Origin of the sequence: Micromonospora sp. NPDC048887, from assembly GCF_040649715.1 — a bacterium.
Classification (GTDB): Bacteria; Actinomycetota; Actinomycetes; order Mycobacteriales; family Micromonosporaceae; genus Micromonospora.
Genome location: NZ_JBEZGA010000004.1, coordinates 1 through 19,344, shown reverse-complemented (window position 1 = coordinate 19,344; position 19,344 = coordinate 1). Strand labels below are relative to the sequence as shown.

General features: G+C 74.7%; 19 protein-coding genes. 9 read left to right on the top strand and 10 right to left on the bottom strand.

Annotated elements, in window-relative coordinates; translation table 11 throughout:
* Positions 1-153 precede the first annotated feature (153 nt).
* From AB0C17_RS07805 to AB0C17_RS07795, 3 genes are read left to right on the top strand one after another with little or no spacing between them, the layout of a single operon-like run.
* Positions 154-486, top strand: coding sequence for a metalloregulator ArsR/SmtB family transcription factor (locus tag AB0C17_RS07805; protein WP_357477314.1), 333 nt, complete (start codon positions 154-156; stop codon positions 484-486).
* Complete coding sequence (locus tag AB0C17_RS07800; protein WP_357390495.1) at positions 483-959, top strand: SRPBCC domain-containing protein; 477 nt, start codon at positions 483-485, stop codon at positions 957-959. Before AB0C17_RS07805 ends, AB0C17_RS07800 begins: the two co-directional genes overlap by 4 nt.
* The gene (locus AB0C17_RS07795; RefSeq protein WP_357390493.1) at positions 937-1,299 is read left to right on the top strand and encodes a nuclear transport factor 2 family protein; all 363 of its coding nucleotides are present in this window, start codon (positions 937-939) and stop codon (positions 1,297-1,299) included. Before AB0C17_RS07800 ends, AB0C17_RS07795 begins: the two co-directional genes overlap by 23 nt.
* Here the strand turns inward: AB0C17_RS07795 and ftrA are convergent.
* Positions 1,272-2,261: a transcriptional regulator FtrA gene (ftrA, locus tag AB0C17_RS07790; protein WP_357477312.1), complete on the bottom strand. Its 990-nt coding sequence runs from the start codon at positions 2,259-2,261 to the stop codon at positions 1,272-1,274. The genes AB0C17_RS07795 and ftrA overlap by 28 nt on opposite strands.
* A gap of 62 nt (positions 2,262-2,323) precedes the next feature.
* Here ftrA and AB0C17_RS07785 point away from each other — a divergent pair, with 62 nt between their 5' ends.
* A complete protein-coding gene (locus AB0C17_RS07785; RefSeq protein WP_357477309.1) occupies positions 2,324-2,788 on the top strand; it encodes a rhodanese-like domain-containing protein in 465 nt (154 codons plus the stop codon).
* A 54-nt stretch (positions 2,789-2,842) separates the two neighbouring features.
* Entirely contained in the window at positions 2,843-3,421 is a 579-nt protein-coding gene (locus AB0C17_RS07780) for a dihydrofolate reductase family protein (protein ID WP_357390487.1), read from the top strand.
* Here AB0C17_RS07780 and AB0C17_RS07775 read toward each other — a convergent pair.
* Both AB0C17_RS07775 and AB0C17_RS07770 read right to left on the bottom strand, forming a co-directional pair.
* Positions 3,403-4,113 (bottom strand): helix-turn-helix domain-containing protein, encoded by a 711-nt coding sequence (locus AB0C17_RS07775; protein WP_357477306.1) that lies wholly within the window; start codon positions 4,111-4,113, stop codon positions 3,403-3,405. The two genes, AB0C17_RS07780 and AB0C17_RS07775, sit on opposite strands and share 19 nt — an antisense overlap.
* Positions 4,114-4,134: 21 nt before the next feature.
* Positions 4,135-5,010, bottom strand: a complete 876-nt coding sequence (locus AB0C17_RS07770; protein ID WP_357477304.1) for a sulfotransferase domain-containing protein — start codon at positions 5,008-5,010, stop codon at positions 4,135-4,137.
* A gap of 242 nt (positions 5,011-5,252) precedes the next feature.
* Between AB0C17_RS07770 and AB0C17_RS07765 the strand changes: the two genes are divergently transcribed.
* On the top strand, positions 5,253-8,525 hold the full coding sequence (locus tag AB0C17_RS07765) for a hypothetical protein (RefSeq protein ID WP_357390481.1): 3,273 nt from the start codon (positions 5,253-5,255) through the stop codon (positions 8,523-8,525).
* A 3-nt stretch (positions 8,526-8,528) separates the two neighbouring features.
* Here the strand turns inward: AB0C17_RS07765 and AB0C17_RS07760 are convergent, their stop codons facing one another.
* The 3 genes from AB0C17_RS07760 to AB0C17_RS07750 form a co-directional block, all read right to left on the bottom strand.
* Complete coding sequence (locus AB0C17_RS07760; RefSeq protein ID WP_357390479.1) at positions 8,529-9,518, bottom strand: BtrH N-terminal domain-containing protein; 990 nt, start codon at positions 9,516-9,518, stop codon at positions 8,529-8,531.
* Entirely contained in the window at positions 9,515-10,549 is a 1,035-nt protein-coding gene (locus AB0C17_RS07755; RefSeq protein WP_357390477.1) for a DUF3800 domain-containing protein, read from the bottom strand. The genes AB0C17_RS07760 and AB0C17_RS07755 overlap by 4 nt, the downstream gene beginning before the upstream one ends.
* 76 nt (positions 10,550-10,625) lie before the next feature.
* Positions 10,626-11,195 carry a DUF4240 domain-containing protein gene (locus AB0C17_RS07750; RefSeq protein WP_357390475.1) on the bottom strand — a complete coding sequence of 190 codons (570 nt, stop codon included), beginning with the start codon at positions 11,193-11,195 and terminating at the stop codon, positions 10,626-10,628.
* Positions 11,196-11,288: 93 nt separating this feature from the next.
* Between AB0C17_RS07750 and AB0C17_RS07745 the strand changes: the two genes are divergently transcribed.
* The gene (locus AB0C17_RS07745) at positions 11,289-12,230 is read left to right on the top strand and encodes an ATP-binding cassette domain-containing protein (protein WP_357390473.1); all 942 of its coding nucleotides are present in this window, start codon (positions 11,289-11,291) and stop codon (positions 12,228-12,230) included.
* Positions 12,227-12,973 (top strand): ABC transporter permease, encoded by a 747-nt coding sequence (locus tag AB0C17_RS07740; protein WP_357390471.1) that lies wholly within the window; start codon positions 12,227-12,229, stop codon positions 12,971-12,973. The genes AB0C17_RS07745 and AB0C17_RS07740 overlap by 4 nt, the downstream gene beginning before the upstream one ends.
* Here AB0C17_RS07740 and AB0C17_RS07735 read toward each other — a convergent pair.
* Genes AB0C17_RS07735 through AB0C17_RS07720 form a run of 4 tightly spaced genes read right to left on the bottom strand, consistent with a single transcriptional unit; the run spans position 12,957 to position 17,989 of the window.
* Positions 12,957-16,097, bottom strand: coding sequence for a BTAD domain-containing putative transcriptional regulator (locus tag AB0C17_RS07735; RefSeq protein WP_357390469.1), 3,141 nt, complete (start codon positions 16,095-16,097; stop codon positions 12,957-12,959). The two genes, AB0C17_RS07740 and AB0C17_RS07735, sit on opposite strands and share 17 nt — an antisense overlap.
* Positions 16,098-16,149: 52 nt before the next feature.
* Positions 16,150-16,836, bottom strand: coding sequence for a hypothetical protein (locus AB0C17_RS07730; protein WP_357390467.1), 687 nt, complete (start codon positions 16,834-16,836; stop codon positions 16,150-16,152).
* A complete protein-coding gene (locus tag AB0C17_RS07725) occupies positions 16,833-17,654 on the bottom strand; it encodes an ATP-binding cassette domain-containing protein (RefSeq protein ID WP_357390465.1) in 822 nt (273 codons plus the stop codon). The genes AB0C17_RS07730 and AB0C17_RS07725 overlap by 4 nt, the downstream gene beginning before the upstream one ends.
* Entirely contained in the window at positions 17,651-17,989 is a 339-nt protein-coding gene (locus tag AB0C17_RS07720; protein WP_357390463.1) for a PadR family transcriptional regulator, read from the bottom strand. Before AB0C17_RS07720 ends, AB0C17_RS07725 begins: the two co-directional genes overlap by 4 nt.
* A gap of 348 nt (positions 17,990-18,337) precedes the next feature.
* Between AB0C17_RS07720 and AB0C17_RS07715 the strand changes: the two genes are divergently transcribed.
* Positions 18,338-19,135, top strand: a complete 798-nt coding sequence (locus AB0C17_RS07715; protein WP_357390461.1) for a hypothetical protein — start codon at positions 18,338-18,340, stop codon at positions 19,133-19,135.
* Positions 19,136-19,344: the final 209 nt, after the last annotated feature.

The following is a 19,344-nucleotide window of genomic DNA, read 5'->3' as shown; positions in this document are numbered from 1 at the left end:
CCCAACGCCCGGCCCCGCTGCCGGGTTCCGGCAGGTCGGCAGGTGTTCGGCGGGCCGGTTCGGCGGTCGGTGGAACGTCACGGGTGCCACCGGCCCCGTTGCTTTCCGCAAATGGGTGTTTGCGCAAAGGAGTGTTTGCGATAGCGTACGGGTATGCGCTCGGAACCGGACCTCGACCTCGCCTTCGCCGCTCTCGGCGACCCGGTCCGCCGGGCCCTGGTGACCCGTCTCGCCCGGGGTGAGGCCACAGTGGGCGAGCTGGCCCAGCCGTTCGACCTGACGCCGCAGGCCATCTCCCATCACGTCGGCGTGCTGCGCCGCTGCGGCCTGGTCGAGCAGCGGCGGGAGGGCACGCGGCGGCCGTGCCGGCTGCGCGTCGACCGGCTCACCCGGCTCGGCTCGTGGATCGACGAGCAGCGCCGCGCCTGGGACGACCGTCTCGACGCGCTGGAGGCGCACCTCTCCGGCCCGGAGGCGGCCCGGTGAGGGCCCGTACCGAACGGCACGGCGACGAGCTGATCGCCCGCCGCCATCTGCCCGCCGTGCCGGACCGGGTGTGGGAGGCGTTCACCTCGCCGGCCGGCATCGCGGCGTTCTGGGGCGGCTCGCACGCCACTGTGCCGGCGGCGTCGGTGGTCGTCGACCTGCGACCGGGCGGGGAGTTCGCGCTGGACACGCACGCGCCGGACGGCCGGACCGGACGGCTGCGGTTCGTCTACGTGAGCGTCGACAGGCCGCGCGAGCTGGTGTTCGACGAGCCGGTCACCGGCCTGCGCACCACAGTCACGCTGCGGCCCGCCGGGTACGGCACCGATCTCACCGTGCACCAGCGCGAACTCCCGCCCGAGTTGCGCACCGACCAGGCGGCCGACGGGCTCGCCTCGATCCTCGACGCCCTCGCCGCCCACCTCGCGCCCCACGACGAAGGAGACAGCAGTGACCCGAGCAAGCCAGCGTGACCTGGTCGCCGAATACTTCGACGGCTTCCGGGCGAGCGACCACGAGCGGATCCTCGCCACGCTCACCGAGGACGTCGAGTGGGTCATCCACGGCCACCGCACCACCCGGGGCCGGGCGGAGTTCGACGGCGAGATCGAGAACCCGGCGTTCAGCGGCAGCCCGCGCCTCGACGTCGAGCGCGTGCACGAGGACGGGCCGGTCGTCGTGGTCACCGGCGAGGGCCGGGGCGTCAGCGTCGAGCACGGGCCGTTCCGGTTCGCCTTCAACGACCTGTTCACGTTCCGGGACGGGCTCATCGCCCGCGTCGACTCCTACGTCGTCCCGCTGCCCGGGGCGTGAGCGCCGGACGTCCTGGTGAAGGTCCGGCGGTACGCAGACGGCGAGGTCCGCATCGCGGCGGCGAAGTGGTGCCGGAACGTCACCGCCGTCTCGAACCCCACAGTCGCCGCAACCTCCTCGATCGGCGCGTTTGTCGTCTCCAGCAGCGGCAGGCTGGCCTGGACGCGCCGCTCGACGAGCCACCGGATCGGGGTGGTGCCGGTGGCCCGCGCGAAGTGCCGCAGGTAGGTGCGGGACGACATGTGCGCCCGCCGCGCCAGCCGGTCCACGGTGATCGGGGTGTTCAGGTTCGCCAGTGCCCAGGACATGCTCGCGGCGAGCCGGTCGTCATCCGGGTCGCCGGGCACCGGCGCCTCGATGAACTGCGCCTGGCCGCCCTCGCGGTGCGGCGGTACGACAAGCCGGCGGGCGACCGCGTTGGCGATGGTCGGGCCGTGGTCGCGGCGCACCAGGTGGACGCAGAGGTCGAGACCGGCAGCGCTGCCAGCGCTGGTGAGGATGTCCCCGTCGTCGACGTAGAGCACGTCCGGGTCGACGCGTACCGCCGGGTGCCGCCGGGCGAGCAGGTCGGCGTACCGCCAGTGGGTCGTGGCCCGCCGGCCGTCGAGCAGGCCCGCGCCGGCCAGGGCGAACGCGCCCGAGCAGATCGACACGATCCGGGCGCCGCGCCGGTGGGCCGCCCGGAGCGCGCCGGTGAGGGCTGGCGACGGGTCGGCGTGCACGTCGGCGACGCCCGGCACGATCAGCGTGCCGGCGGCGGCGAACGCGTCGAGGCCGTGGCCGCTGCGCAGGGTGGCGCCGCCGACCAGCCGTACCGCGCCGGGGTCCTCCGCGCAGACGGTCAGCTCGTACCAGGGCACGTCGAACTCCGGGCGGGGCAGGCCGAAGACCTCCGTGACGATGCCGGTCTCGAACACCGACATGCCCTCGTACGCGAGCACCGACACGGTGGCGCGGTTCATGGCGGGATCTTAGCGAGCGGTGTCGCTCGCGCCACTGGAGCGGCCGGCCGGCGGCCACCACGATGAGTGCCATGTCGAACGTCCTGCGCATTCCCCCGGCCCGCCCCGCCGACGCCCTCGCCCACTTCACGGCCCGGCTCGCCTTCGAGGCCGACGTGAGCGACGTGCACGCCGATCTGGAGGCGGGCGTCCCCGGCCTGGTCGTGGTCGACTCGCGCGCCCTTCCGGCGTGGCGGCAGGGGCACATCCCCGGCGCGGTGCACCTGCCCACCGCGGAGATCGCCGGCCGGGCCGGCGAGCTGGTCCCGCCGGACGCCACAGTGGTCACCTACTGCTGGGGGCCGGGCTGCGACGGCGCCACCCGCGCGGCGCTGGAGTTCGCCCGGCTCGGCCGTCCGGTCAAGGAGATGATCGGCGGGTACGAGTACTGGGTGCGGGAGGGCTTCCCGGTACGCACCGAGGCGGGGCTCGTGCGGCGGCCCGCCGACGCCCTCACCGCCCCGGCCGGCGCGTCGTGCGGCTGCTGAGGCGTGTCGGTTCCGTACAAGACGGCAGGTGGCGGCCATTCCTAGCATTGCCCCATGCGTGATCTCGTCTACACCGGATTCATGTCGCTCGACGGCGTGGTGGACTCCCCCGGCGGCGGCCCGGGCGAGGACCACCGCAGCGGCGGCTGGGTCGTCAAGGACATCGAGTTCCTGCCGGAGGCGTTCTCACTCAAGGGCGAGGAGCTGGCGCAGACCACGGCGCTGATGTTCGGGCGACGCAGCTACGAGGCGTTCGCGCCGACCTGGCGCGACTCCGACGACCACGCCGCCTACCGGGACCTGCCGAAGTACGTGGTGTCGTCAAGCCTGCCCGAGGACGCGCTGATCGACGGCTGGGGACCGCTGACGATCCTGCGCGGCACCGCCGACGTGGCCGCGCTCAAGCAGGGCGACGGCGGCGACGTCTTCATCCACGGCAGCGCCGAACTCGCCCGCCGTCTCGCCGAGGCGGACCTGATCGACAGGTACCACCTGCTCGTCTTCCCGGTGCTGCTCGGCGCCGGCAAGGGCCTGTTCAGCCAGGCGGACCGGGACCGGCAGACGCTGCGGCTGAGCGACTCGGCCACCTACCCCAACGGCGTCGTCAAGCTGATCTACGACGTGACCCGCTGAGCCGGGTCCAGCGCGATCGCCCCACCGGCGCCCGCGCGCAGCTCACCGGCCGTCCGTCCGACGTACCGGCGCAGCGCGCGGGCCAGGTGCGGTTCGTCCACGTACCCGAAGGTGGTGACCGCGTCGGCGGGTGGGCCGCCGGCGGCCAGCAGCACGGCGGCCCGGCGCGCGCGGTCGATCTGCCGCACCGCGCCCCGGGTCAGCCCGGTCGCCGCCCGGAACCGGCGTTCGAGGGTACGCGGTGACGCCGGTGGACTGCCGCCGCGCAGCGTCTCGGTGACCAGCGGGTCGCGGACCACCACACCGGCGCGGACCAGCCGTGCCACGAGCGCCTCGGCGTCGTCCGGGCCGGGCGTGGCCCACCGGCCGCCGTCGAGCCGGAACGTCCGGCGGCTCACGTCGGGCAGCTCGGCGCCGCCGTCCACCAGCTCGGGCGTGGGTACGGTCCGTAGCGAGGTGCCCACCGCGAACTCGATGCCGACGAAGGTGGCGCCCTCGGGCACCGGCGCGGTGCCGGTAGCGGTCTCGGGGCCGGAGACGGCCGCGTAGGAGTGCCCGTCACGCTGCCAGAACACGAGCCCCCAGCACGGGGTCGCCACCGAGGTCATCTCGTCGACCCGATCGCTGGCGCAGGTCCACACGGTGTCGATCCAGGCCGAGTCGGACGCCCGCGTGGTGAACCGCAGCTCCACGGCAGGAGCATACGGCGCTGGTCAGCGGGCGGGGGTCTCGTCCCGGGCGGGGTAGCCGAGGATCTCCGCGAGGTCACCGGCCGCCTTCGTGTACGCGGCGTAGATGTCGTCGTCGAAGTGGTTGCGCCAGTCGCCGGACGCGCCCTTGCGGTAGTGGGAGATCCGCCCCGGGGTCTCCTTGGCCTTCTTCATCTTGCTGAAGCTGTAGCGGGCCAGCAGCGCCTCCAGCTCCGGGCGCGGCAGCGTGATCCCGCAGTGCCGCATGAGCTGGTCGACCTCGTCGGCCTGCCGCTCGCCGGTCAGATCCTCGTAGCGGAACAGCCGGAACGTCTCGGCGCTCGGCGCGACCGCCCAGGACCGCATCTGCCCGAACTGCTTCTTGTCGCGCAGCCGGTCGATGACGTAGAGCATGCCCTCCTTCTTCGGCAGGTCCTGGAGGGCCTTGCGCGCCTGCGGGATGTCGCCCATCGGGGCGTGCGAGTTGCGCAGCGAGAAGTAGCTGGACACGACCACGTCGCGGGGATCGCGGATCACGAAGAACGCGCGGTAGCCGCCGGCCTTGGGCACCGCCTCGAACCGCTTGTGGGAGAGGAAGATGGCCAGGCCGACGCGGCCGGCCGGCACCGGCGCGGTGGCCCCGCCGGCGTAGAAGCGCGGGTCGTACGGCAGCAGCCCGCAGTGGCGGTAGACGGCCGGGTCGCTGAACAACGCCTTGATCCACTGGCTGCCGGTCTTGCGGACGGTGCAGTGGAAGATGTTGGCGAATTCGCTGCGTTCCACCACCGGCACGGTGAGTCGCATGCGGGCGTTGCGCGCTTCCATCTGTGCCCGCCGGGCCGCGACGCGCATGGAATTCGGCGAATTGTGCTTGGCGAATTCGACGGCCCGTTTAATCATTGTCCAACCTCATCCGGACCCCGGCAGGGCAGGGGCAGCACGACAACTTTGCGCACGTCACGCAGGTGAAATCCGCAGACTCCGCCTGCTCGCCCCGCGCCCCGACGCGCCGCTAGGAATATCCCCGACGGTCCTTTTGATGTCAATCCCGGCCACCTGGGAGAACGCTGAAAATCTACAATTTCCATAGGAATTGCGGAATGGTGTGAGGGGGCACCCGCGCGCACCCGCCCACCGGCACAATGGGCGCCGTGCTCAAGGCCACCCGCGCTCTGCTGACGTCACTCGATCCGCTGTCCCACCGCGACCGGACGCGACGCCTCGTGGCGTGGGCACGCACCGCGCCCGACCGTGCGCAGGTCTGCGCCGACCTGCGCCGGCAGGGCCCCTACGAGCGGCGTCTCGCGCTGCTCGCCGCGCTGGCCACCCAGGACACCGAGGCTGTCCTGGCCGCGATGCACGACCCGGAGCCCTCGATCGGCGCCACCGCGCTCAACGCGACAGTGCGGGCCGGCGTGACACCCGTCGACCTGACCGACCGGCCGGCGAACGCGCGGCGCCGGGTCTACCGGGGGCTACGCCGCCGCCCGGCGCCGGCCGTCGCCGACGCGCTGATCACCGGGGTACGCGAACGCCTCGGTGACCAGGAGGCGGCCGCGCTGCTGCCCGCCTGCGGCCCGGAGACGGTACGGGCGCTGCTGCCCGACCTGGAACACGCGCTGAACCCGGAACGGCTGATGCGGTGGCACAGCGACATCGTGCTGGCGCGCACCGCTGAACGGCTGGCCGCGGCCCCGCCGGAGTCGCGCGGGCGGATCTGGACCGAGGTCGCCGGCGCGGTGCTGCGCGGCGATCCCGGCCGGGCGCTGGACCTGCTCGACGGATACGCGCCGGAGTACTCGCTGCCCGGCGCGCTCGTCGCGTACGGGCGGCTCGCCGCACACGACGCCCGTCGGGTCGTACGCCTGCTCACCTCGCCCGGCCGCGCGGCCTGGCTGGCCGGCACCGCGCTGCCCCGGGCGCTGCTGGGCCGCCTCGCCGCGCTGCCCACCGGCGAGCTGATCCCGCTGGCCGCCCGGCTGCGCGAGCACGACCGGGCGTTCGCCGCGTTGCTGCGCGCCGTCGCGCCGAGCCGCCGCGCCGACCTGTACGACGGCGCGCTGGCGGACACCGACACCACGGCACTGCGGCCCGGCGGCGAGGTGATGGAGGCGCTGCCGGCACCGGTGCGGGCACGCGAGGCGGCCCGGGTGCTGGCCCTGCCGTCGGTCCGCGAGCGGGAGGAGCAGGTGCGGTTCTGGAGCGCGTACCTGCCGTGGCCGCAGGCGTCCGCGTCGGCGAGCGCGGCGCTGCGCTCGGGCGACGCGGACGAACGGGCGGACGGCTGGCGGCTGCTGGTGGCGGCCGCGCGCCGTTCCCGTGACCCGCGGACGGTGGCCCAGGTGGTGGTCCGCCTCGGCCGGCTGCGCAACGAGCAGGACCCGGTACGCGCCGCCGCGCTCACCGCCCTGGCCACCGTGGCGCCGCTGCTCACCGCGATGAACGCGGGCGGGCTGACCGGGCTCACCACCGACGCGGTCGACGCGCGGGACACCTCGGCGACCACCACGACCGCGTTGAGCCGGCTCGCCGTCGACGTCCTCACGCTTCACGTGGACGTGCCGGAGCTTGCCGAGTGGGCGCTTCTCACCATCGACAAGGTGAGCAGCGACGCGAACGTGCCGGTGCTGCGCCGGCTCGACACGGTCCTGCGCCACGGCCAGGAGCAGGTGGTGTTCGACCGGCTGCGCGGCCGGATCGAGGACGGCATGGCGCGCGGCCGGTACGGACTGCTGTTCGCGCTCACCGAAGCGCTCGGCCGGCGGGCCTGGCGGCTGCCCGAGCTACAGGACCTGCTGCGCCGGGCGGTCGGGCCGGACACCCTGCCCCCGGTGGCCCGTGCGGCGGCCGGGCTCTGGCTCGCCGACCCGCGTACCCGCTCGCGGCGCGTCGCCGAGGTGCTCGCCGTGGACGCGTCGGCGGTGGCGCTGCACGAGGTGTGGACGATCGTCTGCGCGTCCCGCACCGACCTGCTCGACCGGGTGCTGGACCGCCCCCCGCGCGGCCGGTTCGTGGAACGCGGCCTGCGGTGGGTGCCCGACACCGCGCCGTACGCCCAGCGCTGGCTCCCCCGCCAGCAGGAGCGCTTCGTGGCGCTTCAGGCCCGCGTCGTCGCCGACTCCGGGCAACGGGTCTGGCGGCGGGCGGCGGCGATCCGGGCCGCCGCCGGGGCCGGTCCGGCCGGACGCGAGCTGGTGCTGCGCCACCTCGACGCGTCCGAGGTGCCGATCGCCGAGGCGGCGCTCGGCGCGCTGGTCCGGACCGACCGGCCGGACGATGCGTTCCCGGTGCTGCTGCGGTACGCCGACGGCGACCGGGCACGCGTCGCGCTGTACGCGGCCGGACGGGCCGCCCGGTACGTCCCGCCGGCTCGCCTGGCCGAGCTGCTGGGCGGGGTGCTGACCGGCGCCGCGAAGGTCACCAGCCGCAAGGAGGCCGCCCGGCTCCTGGCCCGCTACGCGCCGGTGGACGTGCTGGCGACGCTCGCCGAGACGTACGCCGATCCGGAGGCGCACCGCGACGTGCGCGTCGCGATCGTCTCCGCCGCGCGGCAGCGGCTCGGGCCCGAGGCGAGCTGGACCGTGCTGCGCACGGCGGTGCACGCCAGCCGCGAGGAGCGGCGGGCGGTGCTCGGCGCGTTCCCGTCCGGCATCTCGGAGCGCCACCGCCGCGCCTACGCCGACCTGATCGCGGCGGCGTGCCGGGCCGACGACCGGGAGGTCCGCAGCGCCGCGTTCGGCGTGCTCGGCGGGTGGTGGCCGTGGCTGACCGGCGTCACCGACCTGGTCGTGGATCGACTCACCGACCCGGACGAGACGACGCCGAGCATCGGGGTGGCGAACCTGCTACGGGCCGGCGGCGACGCGGCGTTCCGGGCCGCGCTGACCCGCCTGGTGGAGCGGGACGCGGCCGACGACGACCCGGGCGGCCCGGTGACCGACCGGCCGGCCCGGCGGCGCGTCGAGTCGCTCGCGGAGGGCGCGGCCCTGTGGTCCGCCAGCCGACCCGCCGGCGCCGACCGGGCCGGGCTGGTCGAGGCGGCGCGGTGGCTCGCCGGCCAGGACTCCTTCCTGGGTACGGCCACCGGGCTACTCGTCGGCCTCGGCCGCCTCGACGGCCTGGACGAGGTCGCCGCGCTCTGCGCGGGCCGCCCGCTGGTCGCGGTGCGCACCGCCGAGCGCGTGGGCGCGCGCCTGCTCGACCTGCGGCAGCGGCTGGAACCGGCGGTCCTGGCCGACACCGTCGTCCACCTCGCCGGGCGCGGCGACCTGGCCGGCGGACTGTTCGCGGTGGCGCTCGTCGGGCACGGCTCGGAGTTCGGCTGGAAGACGCCGTGGCGGGACCTACTGACCGGGTTGCGCCGTCACCCGGACGCCGACGTGCGGGAGGCCGCGTACACGCTCGACATGAGCTGACGCCTACCCGGCGTCGAGCGCGGCCAGCACCGTCATCGCCTCGCGCTCGCGGACGGCCAGGTCGGCGAGGACCGCCGACGCGCGGGTCAGGTGGACGGCGTCGCCGGTGCGCCCGGCGGTGGCGATGTGGTCGGCGACGGCGGCCCACAGCGGCGCGATGTCGGCGTACATCAGCTGTGCCCGCCGCAGGCGGGTGTCGCCGGTGACGGTGGCGGCCTCGGCGAGGAAGTCCCGGTACAGGGCGCGGAACAACGAACCGCCGGTGCCGCCGCGTTCCATCAGCGTCGCGGCCAGCGGCAGGTCGCGTGCCGGGTCGGCGGCGCGGTCCAGCCAGCGGGTCACCCGGGCGGCGGCGGTGGCGATCCCCCGGTGGCCGAGGTTGGCGATCGGCGGATCGAGGAACGCCCCGGCGTTGGCGCGTACCGCCGCGCGGACGGCGGCGGCCAGGTCCGGCGGGCCGCCGGGCGCGGTGAGCGTGTACGACAGGTGGCGCGCGGTCATCGGTCCACGCGCGGCGCGCGCCCGGGCGAGGCTGTCCAGCGTGGTGGTCACCGCGCCGCCCTGCTGCGCGGTGTCGACCAGGTGGGCGTGGGTGTCGTCGTAGCCGTACATGGCGACGGTGTGCCCGCCGAAGTGGACCCGGGTGGTGAAGTAGTCGAGGTGGTACGAGTCCAGTTGCAGGCCGACCGGCTGCCCGGCGTCCAGCGCCTCGGTGACGTCGCGCCACGCCCTGGCCGCGGACGTCGTCTCCCGTACCCGCAGGTCCAGACCGAGGCGGTCGGCGGCGGCCCGGGTCACGCACAGCGGCTTGGTACGCCCGCCGAGGAACGGCACGTCCATGCTCCTGGCGTCCCAGTAGACGAAGCCGAGCCCTTCGCCGAGGCCGAACAGCATCGGCTCGGACAGGTCCAGGCCCGCGTGCCGGGTCAGCACGCCGAGCGTGGTGGTCTCGCAGTGCAGTCCGGGGCGCGGCGTCACGCCGTCGAGGATCACGCGGGCTCCTGTTCTCTCGTCACGCCGACGGCGTTCGGGTCGGGCCCGGCGGGCGGGGACAGCAGCGGGCGCAGCGGCCCGTCGCCGGGGGTGCCGGGCATCCGGCGGGCCACCCCGGCGAGCAGGTCGGCGGCCTGGACGCGCGGGTCGTCGCGCGAGTCGGTCATCACCAGCCCGGCCAGCGGTGACGGGTGGGCCGGATCGCCGGCGGCCAGCGCCGCCTGGAGGCGGCGCAGCCGGTCCTCGGTGAGCGCGCTCTGCTCGTCGTGGATCACCAGCACCCGCCGCCGGCCGACGCTCCAGTGCAGGACGGTCTCGGCCAGCGCCGGCAGCAGCGGCTCCAGCGGCGGCGGGATCGTCCGGTCGCCCGCGTACAACCGGGCCCGCACGGCGGCTACCCGGGCCGGGTCGAGCGCGTCGAGGACCGCGCCGGCCTGCGCGTCGCCGACGTGGCGCCGCAGCGCGTCCCGGGCGGCGAAGAACCGCTCGACGCTCCGGTCGTCCGCGCGGTCCCGCCGCTTGGTGCGCAGCATCTCGACGACGGCGGCGAGGAAGGCCGCCCAGCCGGGCCCGGCCGCCCGCCCGGCCCGGTGCAGCGCCGCAGCGGCCGGACGCCGGTCACCGGTGAGGCGGGTGCCCGCCGTGTACGACGGCTCGGCCAGCAGCAGGTCGACGACCCGGGTGGCGAGGAAGAACTCCTTGTCGACCAGGTGCACGTACGCCCGGCCGCGCAGCGCCGACAGGAACCACCGCACCGCCTCGGCGGCTTCGCGGCGGCGCAGGAACTGCCGCGACTTGACCTCGTCGGGCGAGAACCGGAACCCGGACCGCAGCCCACTGATCAGCTCGGCCGCCTCGTCGCGGCTCAGGTCGACGCCGGCGTGGACGATCACCGGGGTGGCCGGGTCGAGCAGGTTGGTGCCGGAGAAACCGGACTCGTCGCAGGCGATCTCCAGCACCGCGCCGGTCAGCGCCGCGCCGGGTGGCAGCCCGCCCTGCAGCGGCAGCCTCGCACCCGTCGATCCGGCCATGCCGACCATGCTCGCCCACCCGGCCCGCGACGGACCAGCGGTTAAGCCGGATCGGGTCGGCGGCGGGTCGTGGACCTCATTCCACCGGCCGGTAGATCGCGGTCAGGCGCGGCAGGCGGGCGCGCATCTGCTCGTCGTCGTCGAAGTCGAAGTCCTCCCCGGCCGGGTCGGCCGGTGACGGGCCGGGAGCAGCCCGGTCGGCGGCGTCGAGCGCCTCCCAGAACGCGTCGGTGCCGGCGCCGGTCGCCTGGGCGTAGGCGTAGCGCGCCACGCTCAGCACCGCCTCACACTCGACCGCGTCGTCGTCCGGGTCGACGCCGGCCCCGGCGAGTGAGTCGGGATCGGCGACAGCCCGCTCCCAGACCGCCCGCCCCTGCGCGACCAGCCAGCCGCGGAAGTAGTCGAAACCGTCGTCCGAGCAGCCGCCGCGCATCAGGTAGGCGGCCGCCCACAGGTCCCAGCGCCACCCCTCCGAATTCACGTTGTCGTACGCCTGCTCGAAGCTCACAATTGCCGCCGGGCTCAGCACCGACAGCTCCGCGACCAGGTGCCGGGCCACCGCGTCGGCCCCCTCGGCGGTAGCCGTCTCACGCCCTGCGGCGCGACGTGCCCGCTCCACGATCTCCCAGAACGTCTCCCGATCCACGGCGGGACCGTACGCCGCCCCACCGACAAGCTGACAGCGGCCGTGTCAGCGCCGTGTCAGGGCGGTGGCGGTACGGCCGCCCATGGTGGTCGCATGACGAGTTCAGCGATAGCGGTCTCCGGGCTGCGTAAGGCGTACAAGGACAAGGTGGTGCTCGACGGCGTCGACCTGGACGTCCCGGCCGGCACGATCTTCTGCCTGCTCGGCCCGAACGGGGCCGGCAAGACGACCGCCGTCAACATCCTGACCACCCTGATCCGCGCCGACGCCGGGTCGGTGCGGGTCGCCGGGCACGACGTGGTCACCGAGGCCAGGGCGGTCCGCGCGGCGATCGGGGTCACCGGGCAGTTCGCGGCGGTGGACGAACTGCTCACCGGTCGGGAGAACCTGCAACTGATGGTCGACCTCGGCCCGCGCAACCGGGTGACCGGCAAACGGGTCGTCGCCGAGTTGCTGGAACGGTTCGACCTGGTCGAGGCCGCCGGGAAGCTGGTGTCGACGTACTCCGGGGGCATGCGCCGCAAGCTGGACCTGGCGATGACGCTGGTCGGCGAGCCGCGGATCATCTTCCTGGACGAGCCGACGACGGGGCTGGACCCACGCAGCCGCCGCACCATGTGGTCGATCATCAGGGAGCTGGTCGCAGGTGGCGTGACGGTCTTCCTCACCACCCAGTACCTGGACGAGGCCGACCGCCTCGCCGACCGGATCGCGGTGCTCGACCAGGGCCGGCTGGTCGCCCAGGGCACGCCGGAGGAGCTGAAGCGCCGGATCCCCGGCACGCACGTGCGGTTGCGGTTCGGCAGCGTCGCCGAACTCGACGCGGCGGCGCTGGTGCTGCCCGAGGCGGTACGCGACGAGGAGGCGCTGGCGCTGCGCGTGCCCACCGACGGCGGGACCACGGCGCTGCGCGCCCTGCTCGACCGGCTCGACGCGCACGCGATCAGCGCCGACGACCTGTCCGTGCAGACCCCCGACCTCGCCGACGTCTTCCTGGCCCTGACCGGCCGCACCCCGGAGGTGGCGGCCAAATGAGCAGGAACCACTCGGTCGTCATGCTGCGCCGCAACCTGACGCACCTGCGCCGCAACCCGACCTCGGTGTTCAACGCGGTGCTGATGCCGATCATCGTGATGCTGATGTTCGTGTACATGCTCGGCGACGCGTTCTCCGTCGGCGTCGACTACGTCGACTACGCGACGCCGGGCCTGATGCTGATGGCGGTCTGCTACGGCCTGGGCGGCACCGCGACGTCGGTGAACTCCGACATGACAAAGGGCATCATCAACCGGTTCAAGGTCATGCACGTCTCCCGGGGCGCGGTGCTGACCGGCCACGTCGTCGCCACCGTGCTGACGAACGTCCTCGCGGTCGCGGCCCTGGTCGGGGTGGCGTTCCTGCTCGGCTTCCGCCCGGCCGCCGGACCGCCGCACTGGCTCGGCGTGGCCGGCGTGGTGGTGCTGCTCAGCGTCGCGGTCAGCTGGTTCACCGTCGCGCTGGGCCTGTTCGCCAGGTCGCCGGAGTCGGCGGGCATGGCCTCCGTGCCGCTGGTCCTGCTGCCGTTCTTCAGCAGCGCGATCGTGCCCGCCGACAAGATGGGGCCGGGTCTGCGGCAGATCGCCGAGTACCAGCCGTTCACGCCGATCATCGAGACGCTGCGCGGCCTGCTCGATGGCGCGCCGTCGGCCGGCGACGTGATCCCCGCGCTCGCCTGGTGCGCCGGCATCGCGGTGGTCGGCTACCTGTGGGCGCGGTCCACGTTCACGAAGCGAGCGTGACCCCGGCCAGCCGCTCCCAGCCGGTCTCCCGGCCCTGTGCGACCGCCTCGGCGAACCCCACGTCGCCGAGGCGGTCGCGCGCCGCCGCCTCGATCCGGGGCACGTCGGGGTGGGCGCGGTCGGGCTGCCCGCGTACCTCGGTGGCGGCGCCGAGCAGCCGCGCCGCCTGGCCCGGCCGGTCCAGCCGCAACGCCAGGTCCGCGACACCGACGAGCACCTGCGCGGTCAGCGGCGCGTAGCCACCCTCGCGCGCCGCCCGGCACGCCGCCGCCCGATGGGTACGCGACTGCTCGACGTCCTCGGCCAGGTAGCCCAGCAGATCCTGGGTGCCCGCCCGGACGCTCGCCAGCTCCGCCTCGTCGCCGAGCAGCGCCGACACGGCCCGCAGTCGCGCGTACGCCTCGTCCGCGTCACCGTCGTGGCGGGCCAGGTACGCCTCGGCCAGCGCCAGTTCGGCCAGCGCGCCCGGCCAGGCGACCCCCGCAGCCAGCCGTCGCGCCTCGGCCACGGCGTCGGCGCTCGCCGCCTCGTCGCCGCCCAGCCGGTACAGCCAGGCCAGCCGCGCCCGCATCCGGATCACGTCCTCGACGGCGCCGACCTCGGTGACCGCCGCGACTGCCTGCTCGTAGTGGTCGCAGGCGGCGGCGACGTCACCGCGTACGGCGATCAGCTCGGCCAGCTCGCTGAGCGCGAACGAGATCCCGAAGCGTTCGCCGACCGCCCGGAACTCGGCGAGCGCCTGCCGCAGGCACGCCTCCGCCTGCGCCGCCTCGATGCCGAGGATGACCCGCAGCTTGCCCAGGTGCAGCCGGGCCAGCGCGCGTACCCACGGATCATCGTGGTCGAGCAGCGACTCCCAGGCGGGCAGCAGCGCGTCCGGCTCCCGCAGCATGCGCTCCATCGGCACGACCAGCGCCAGCTCCGGGTGACCGCGCCGGCCCTCCCCGCTCAACCGGTAGGCCTTGTGGATCCACTCGGCCGCGTGCTGCGCGTCGCCCGGCCCGGAACTGAGGAACAACACCACGAGTCCGTACACCACGGCGCGGACGTCGTCGGGCACCTCACCCGGCGCCTCGGTGGCCGCGGCGATCAGTTCCATGCCCTCGGTGCGGTGGCCGCCGAGCCACCAGTACCAGCCGGCGCCGGCCGAGAGCCGCATCGCCTCGGGCCCCTCACCGGCCGACAGCGCGCCGCGCATCGCGGCGGTGATGTTGTCGTGCTCGGCGTCGAGCCGGGCGAGCCAGGTGAGCTGGTCGGCGCGGCGCAGCCGCGGTTCGGCGGTCTCGGCCAGTTCGGTGAAGTACGCCAGGTGCGCGCGGCGCACGGCATCCGCCTCCCCCGCCTCGGCGAGCCGCTGCGCGGCGTACTCCTTGATCGTGCCGAGCATGCGGTAACGCGGCGCGACGTCGCCGGCGGCGGCGACCAGCAGCGACTTCTCGGTCAGCGCGGTGAGCAGGTCGAGCACGTCGCCCGGCGCGACGGCGCCACCGGCGCAGACCCGCTCGGCCGCGTCCGGGCTCGCCCCGCCGGAGAACACCGCCAGCCGGCGCAGGACCGCGCGTTCGGCGTCGCTGAGCAGCTCCCAGCTCCAGTCGACCATCGCGCGCAGCGTCCGGTGCCGGGGCAGCGCGGTCCGGCTGCCGCCGGTGAGCAGCCGGAACCGGTCGTCGAGCCGGGTGGCGAGCTGGTCGACGGACATGCCGCGCAGCCGTGCCGCGGCCAGCTCGATTGCCAGCGGCATGCCGTCGAGCGCGCGGCAGATCCGCGCCATCGTCGCCGACGTGTGTTCGTCGAACGCCAGGTCGCGGCGGACGGCGGCGGCTCGGTCCCGCAGCAGACGTACGGCGGGCGACGACTCGACCTCGGCGATCGGGGCGTCGCCGCCTGGCAGGCCCAGCGGCACGACCGGCCACAACGCCTCGCCGGTGATGCCGAGCGGTTCCCGGCTGGTGGCCAGGATCCGCAGCCGGCGGCACTCGCCGAGCAGCCGGTGGGCCAGCGCCGCCGCCTGCTCGACGACGTGTTCGCAGTTGTCCAGGATCAGCAGCATGTCCCGGTCCCGGATCGCCGCGACGAGCCGGTGGACCGGTTCCGCGCTCGCCGCGTCGCCGAGCAGCGCGTCCCGCAGGCCGAGCCCGGAGATCGCCGCCTGCACGACGTCCCCGTCGGCGCTGACGGCGGCGAACTCCACAAGCCACACCCCGTCCGGCAGGTCGCCCGTCAGCCGGCGCCCGGTCTCGGTGGCCAGCCGGGTCTTCCCGGAGCCGCCCGGACCGGTGAGCGTGGTGAGCCGGTGCTCGGTGACCAGCGCACCGACCGCGGCGAGGTCGGCGTCCCGGCCGACGAAGCTGGTCAGCTCGGCGCGCAGGTTGGTGCGGCGGGTGTCCTCCCGGCGTACCGTCTCGCCGCGCAGCAGGGCGACGTGCAGCGCCGACAGCTCCGGCGACGGGTCGGCGCCCAGCGCGTCGGCGAGCGCGTCGGCGGTGCGCCGGTAGACCAGCAGCGCCTCGGTGTCCCGGCCGGCCGCGACCAGCGCGCGCATCAGCGCCATGGCGAGCCGCTCGCGTACCGGATGGGCGGCCACCAGGTCGGCCAGCTCGGGGATCAGGTCCGCCTCCCGGCCGAGTCCGATCTCCGCGTCGTACCGGTCCTCGGTGGCGGCCAGGCGCAGCCGTTCCAGCCGGGTGGCCGCCGCGTCGAGCGCCGGGCTGCCGGGCAGCCCGACGTCGCGCAGCGCGTCGCCACGCCACAGGCCCAGCGCCTCACGCAGCAGCCGTACCCGCTGTGGCCCGTCGCCGTCGCGGGCCCGGCGGACGAGGCGTTCGAATCGCACGGCGTCGACCGCGTCGGGCTCGACGACGAGGCGGTAACCGTCCGGCAGCCCGTCGACGGCGCCCGCCGCAAGCGCCTTGCGTAGCCGCGACACCAGCCGTTGCAGCGCGTTCGCGGCGTCGGCGGGCGGCTGCTCGCCCCAGATCCAGTCGACCAGCGCCGGCTTCGGGACCACCCGGCCGGGATGGAGCGCGAGGGCGGCGAGCAGCGCGCGCAGCCGTGCGCCCGGCACGTCGGCCGGGACGCAGCCGTCCACGGTGACCTGGAACGGCCCGAGCAACCCGATCTGCACTCACCGATCCTGCCACGCCGGGCGGCCCGGTCCGGTCCGCCGCCCCCACCGGTCAGGTGGCCAGGCGCAGATGCCGGCGCTGCCGCAACCGCACCGCGGCGGCCACCACGACCAGCAGCGTGAGCGCGACACCGAAGGCCAGCCCGTGGATGAGGCCGCGGGTGAGGTAGCCGCCGTCGGTGTGGTCCACTGCGTACGTGGCGATCTCCCGGCTGAACCAGAACGGCAACGCCCGGGTGGCGCTGCCCTCGGGGTTCATCACCATCTGCAGACCGACCACTGTCAGCAGCACCAGCGTGCCCTCCAGCTCGCGCGGCAGCACGGCGCTCAGCAGCAGGCCGAACGGCACCGACACGAACACGGTCAGCGCCATGATCAGGGCGATCGCACCGTACCGGACGTCGCGCTGGTCGGCCAGGACGAGCAGGAAGTACGGGGTGGAGAGCAGCACGCCGACCGTCCAGAGGGCGAGCAGCCGGCCGAGCACCAGGTGCCGGCTGCCGTAGCCGGACAGCCGCAGGCGCGGTTCGATGCCGCGCGCCGCGCTGCCCGCGAACAGCGCGGCGGTGCTGAGCGCCCAGGCCAGGCCGAGACAGACGAAGCGGATCGACTGCCCGAGAAAGTCGCCGCGGCGGCTCAGGTAGAAGGCCAGCGGCATCAGCAGCAGGATGACCAGCACGGTACGGCGGCGCAGCAGCTCGCGCAGGGCGGCCTCAGCCACCACGAGAGTCCGGCTCACGCGTCCCGCCCTCCGGTCAGGTCGAGGACGATGTCGACCCGGTCGAGCTGGTTGAGCAGGTGGGTGACGACCACGACGGCCTTGCCCGCGTCGCGCCAGCGCCACACCTCGTGCCAGAAGTCGAGGTACGTCCCCCTGTCGAAGCCCTGGTAGGGCTCGTCGAGCAGCAGCACCTCCGGCTCGCCGAGCCGGGCCAGCACCAGGTTGAGCTTCTGCCGCGTGCCGCCGGAGAGGTGCCGCGCCTGGGTGCGTCGCGGCGGCGTCCACTCCAGCCCGGCCGCCTCCGCGCGACCTGCCCGCCGGGCGGCCGTGCGGCCCAGCCCTCGGCCGGCGCCGATCAGCACGAAGTGCTCGTCGGAGCTGAGGAACTCGGCGGTGCCGCCGTCCTGCGGGCAGTAGCCGAGCGAGCCGTGCACCTCGACGGTGCCCTCGTCCGGGCTCAACAGGCCGGCGCAGATCCGCAGGAAGGTGCTCTTGCCGGCGCCGTTGGCACCGACCACCGCCGCGATCTGGCCCGCCCCGACGGTGAGGTCCACCCGGTCCAGGACGGTCCGTCCCCGGTAGCGCTTGGTGATGCCCCGGGCGGCGAGCCGCACCGGTCCGGGCCGGCGGCGCGGCGGCCGCACGTCGGGACCGCCGAGACTGTCGACGACCGCCCGGGCGTACGTCTCCGGCGCGCCGAAGACCCGCAGCGGCGACTCCCCGCTGTCGAGCAGATGGGTGGCCGCCTCGGCGACGACGTGGCCGGTCAGATCGGGCCCCACCCCGTGCCGGCGCAGCTCGCCAGTCAGGGCGGCGAGCCAGAGGTTGTGGTTCACCGCTTCGGCTCCTCCCTCAGTATCCCGCCCACGCTCGACGCGAAGGCGCTCCAGTCGGTCACGGCCTCGCGCAGGACCGCGCTGCCGGCCGGGCTGATCCGGTAGTACTTCCTCGCAGGGCCGGTCCCGCCCTCCCGCCAGTGCGCGGTGAGCAGGCCGGAGCGCTGCAACCGCAGCAGCACCGGGTAGAGGGTGCCGCCCTGCACGGCGCCCAGCCCGTGGGCCCGCAACGCCTGGGACAGTTCGTAGCCGTAGGACTCGCCCCGGCTCAGCAGCGCGAGCACGCAGAGGTCGAGCACGCCGCGCAGCCACTGCGCCCGCCGTTCCTGGTTCATCCCGCTCCGCAGTGTCCCGATGCGACGTTCACGGACGATGACGGTAGCGCCGCTATCTAGGTAGCGCAACCACCTAGCACGGGCATCTCCGGCGCGCCGATCCTGATAAGTTGCGCGATCCGCACGGGTTCGACGGGGGAATGCGCATATCCGGCACGGGGGCCGACCGGGATTCGACGACAGACGGGCAGCCGGGCGAGGAGCCTGCGTGGACGCCGCCGGACGGCGGTCCCACCGCCGGACCGCCGCCGGTCGCGGGCGCGCCGCCGCCCACGGCGGCCGTCCGGACCAGGCACGCCGACAGCGCCGTTCGGGCCGGCCACACCGGCAGCATCGTTCGGACCGGCCGTGCCGACGGCGCCGTTCGGGCAGGCGGCGCCGTTCGGGGCGTACCCGCCGGGGCCGTCGGCTCCCGGCGGCCGCAACCGCGGGCTGGTCGTCGCCGTCTCGGCGCTGAGCGTCCTGCTTCTCGTGCTCTGCTCGGGCCTGGTCGGCGGGGTCCTCCTGCTGCGGTCCACCGGGCGTCAGTCGGCCGAACGCGAGCCGGCCGAGCCGTTCGCGGACCCGTGGCGGTCACCCGGCGGCGCGACCCCCACGCCCGGGGCGACCGAGGACGCCGAGCCACCGGCGCGGGGACCGCAGCCCAGCGACTACCCGGCCGGGCAGATTTCCGACCTGAACAACGTGTGCGACGGCGTCCTCTACTACCCGCAGTCGCCGAAGCGCACCGGCGCCGCGCCGCATCCGGTGGCGCTGCTCGTCGGCACCGACCTGGGCACGGACCGCCGGCACGACCGGGTCTACTACTACGACGAGGGCCTGTCGAAGCGGGTGGAACGGACCTGGGCGTCGGAGGACCCGAAGACCGTGCAGATGGTCGCCTGCCTGGACCGCACGAGCATCGGCGCGACGATCCGCAAGTGCCGCTACGACGACCCGAAGCCGGACACGCTGACGCTGCTGAAGGCGACCTACCGCCTGCGGGTGTACGAGGTGGCGACCGGCCGGCGGCTGCTGGACAAGGCCATGGGTGGTGACGACCAGCAGTGTCCGTATGTGGTCCTGTACGGCCCGGACAAGAAGATCTACGCCGAGGTCAGCCACCGGTCGGTGCTCGCGGCGCTGCGCGGCCTGGTCAAGCGATAGGCCGCGCCCGGCCCGGATCGGACGATCACGGGCCGGGTACGCGGCGACCGGCGGTCCCGGCCGGTCAGCGGAAGGCCCCGAGCCGGGCCCGGCGTCGTCAGCGGTTGGACGGCTTCAGAGTGTGGTTTCGCCGGTGAGGCCGAAGTAGTCGTGCCATTTGGTGGAGGGGCTGAATGTGGTGCCGGTGGACAGGGCGACGTAGATGTCGT

Excerpts from the sequence above, each read along its gene's own strand:
- AB0C17_RS07720 (WP_357390463.1), bottom strand. The coding sequence starts at position 17,989 with ATGAACCAGGAACGGCGGGCGCAGTGGCTGCGCGGCGTGCTCGACCTC.
- AB0C17_RS07765 (WP_357390481.1), top strand. The coding sequence starts at position 5,253 with ATGGGCGCCGTGCTCAAGGCCACCCGCGCTCTGCTGACGTCACTCGAT.
- AB0C17_RS07740 (WP_357390471.1), top strand. The coding sequence starts at position 12,227 with ATGAGCAGGAACCACTCGGTCGTCATGCTGCGCCGCAACCTGACGCAC.
- AB0C17_RS07785 (WP_357477309.1), top strand. The coding sequence starts at position 2,324 with ATGAGTGCCATGTCGAACGTCCTGCGCATTCCCCCGGCCCGCCCCGCC.
- ftrA (WP_357477312.1), bottom strand. The coding sequence starts at position 2,261 with ATGAACCGCGCCACCGTGTCGGTGCTCGCGTACGAGGGCATGTCGGTG.
- AB0C17_RS07805 (WP_357477314.1), top strand. The coding sequence starts at position 154 with ATGCGCTCGGAACCGGACCTCGACCTCGCCTTCGCCGCTCTCGGCGAC.
- AB0C17_RS07745 (WP_357390473.1), top strand. The coding sequence starts at position 11,289 with ATGACGAGTTCAGCGATAGCGGTCTCCGGGCTGCGTAAGGCGTACAAG.
- AB0C17_RS07770 (WP_357477304.1), bottom strand. The coding sequence starts at position 5,010 with ATGATTAAACGGGCCGTCGAATTCGCCAAGCACAATTCGCCGAATTCC.
- AB0C17_RS07755 (WP_357390477.1), bottom strand. The coding sequence starts at position 10,549 with ATGGCCGGATCGACGGGTGCGAGGCTGCCGCTGCAGGGCGGGCTGCCA.
- AB0C17_RS07780 (WP_357390487.1), top strand. The coding sequence starts at position 2,843 with ATGCGTGATCTCGTCTACACCGGATTCATGTCGCTCGACGGCGTGGTG.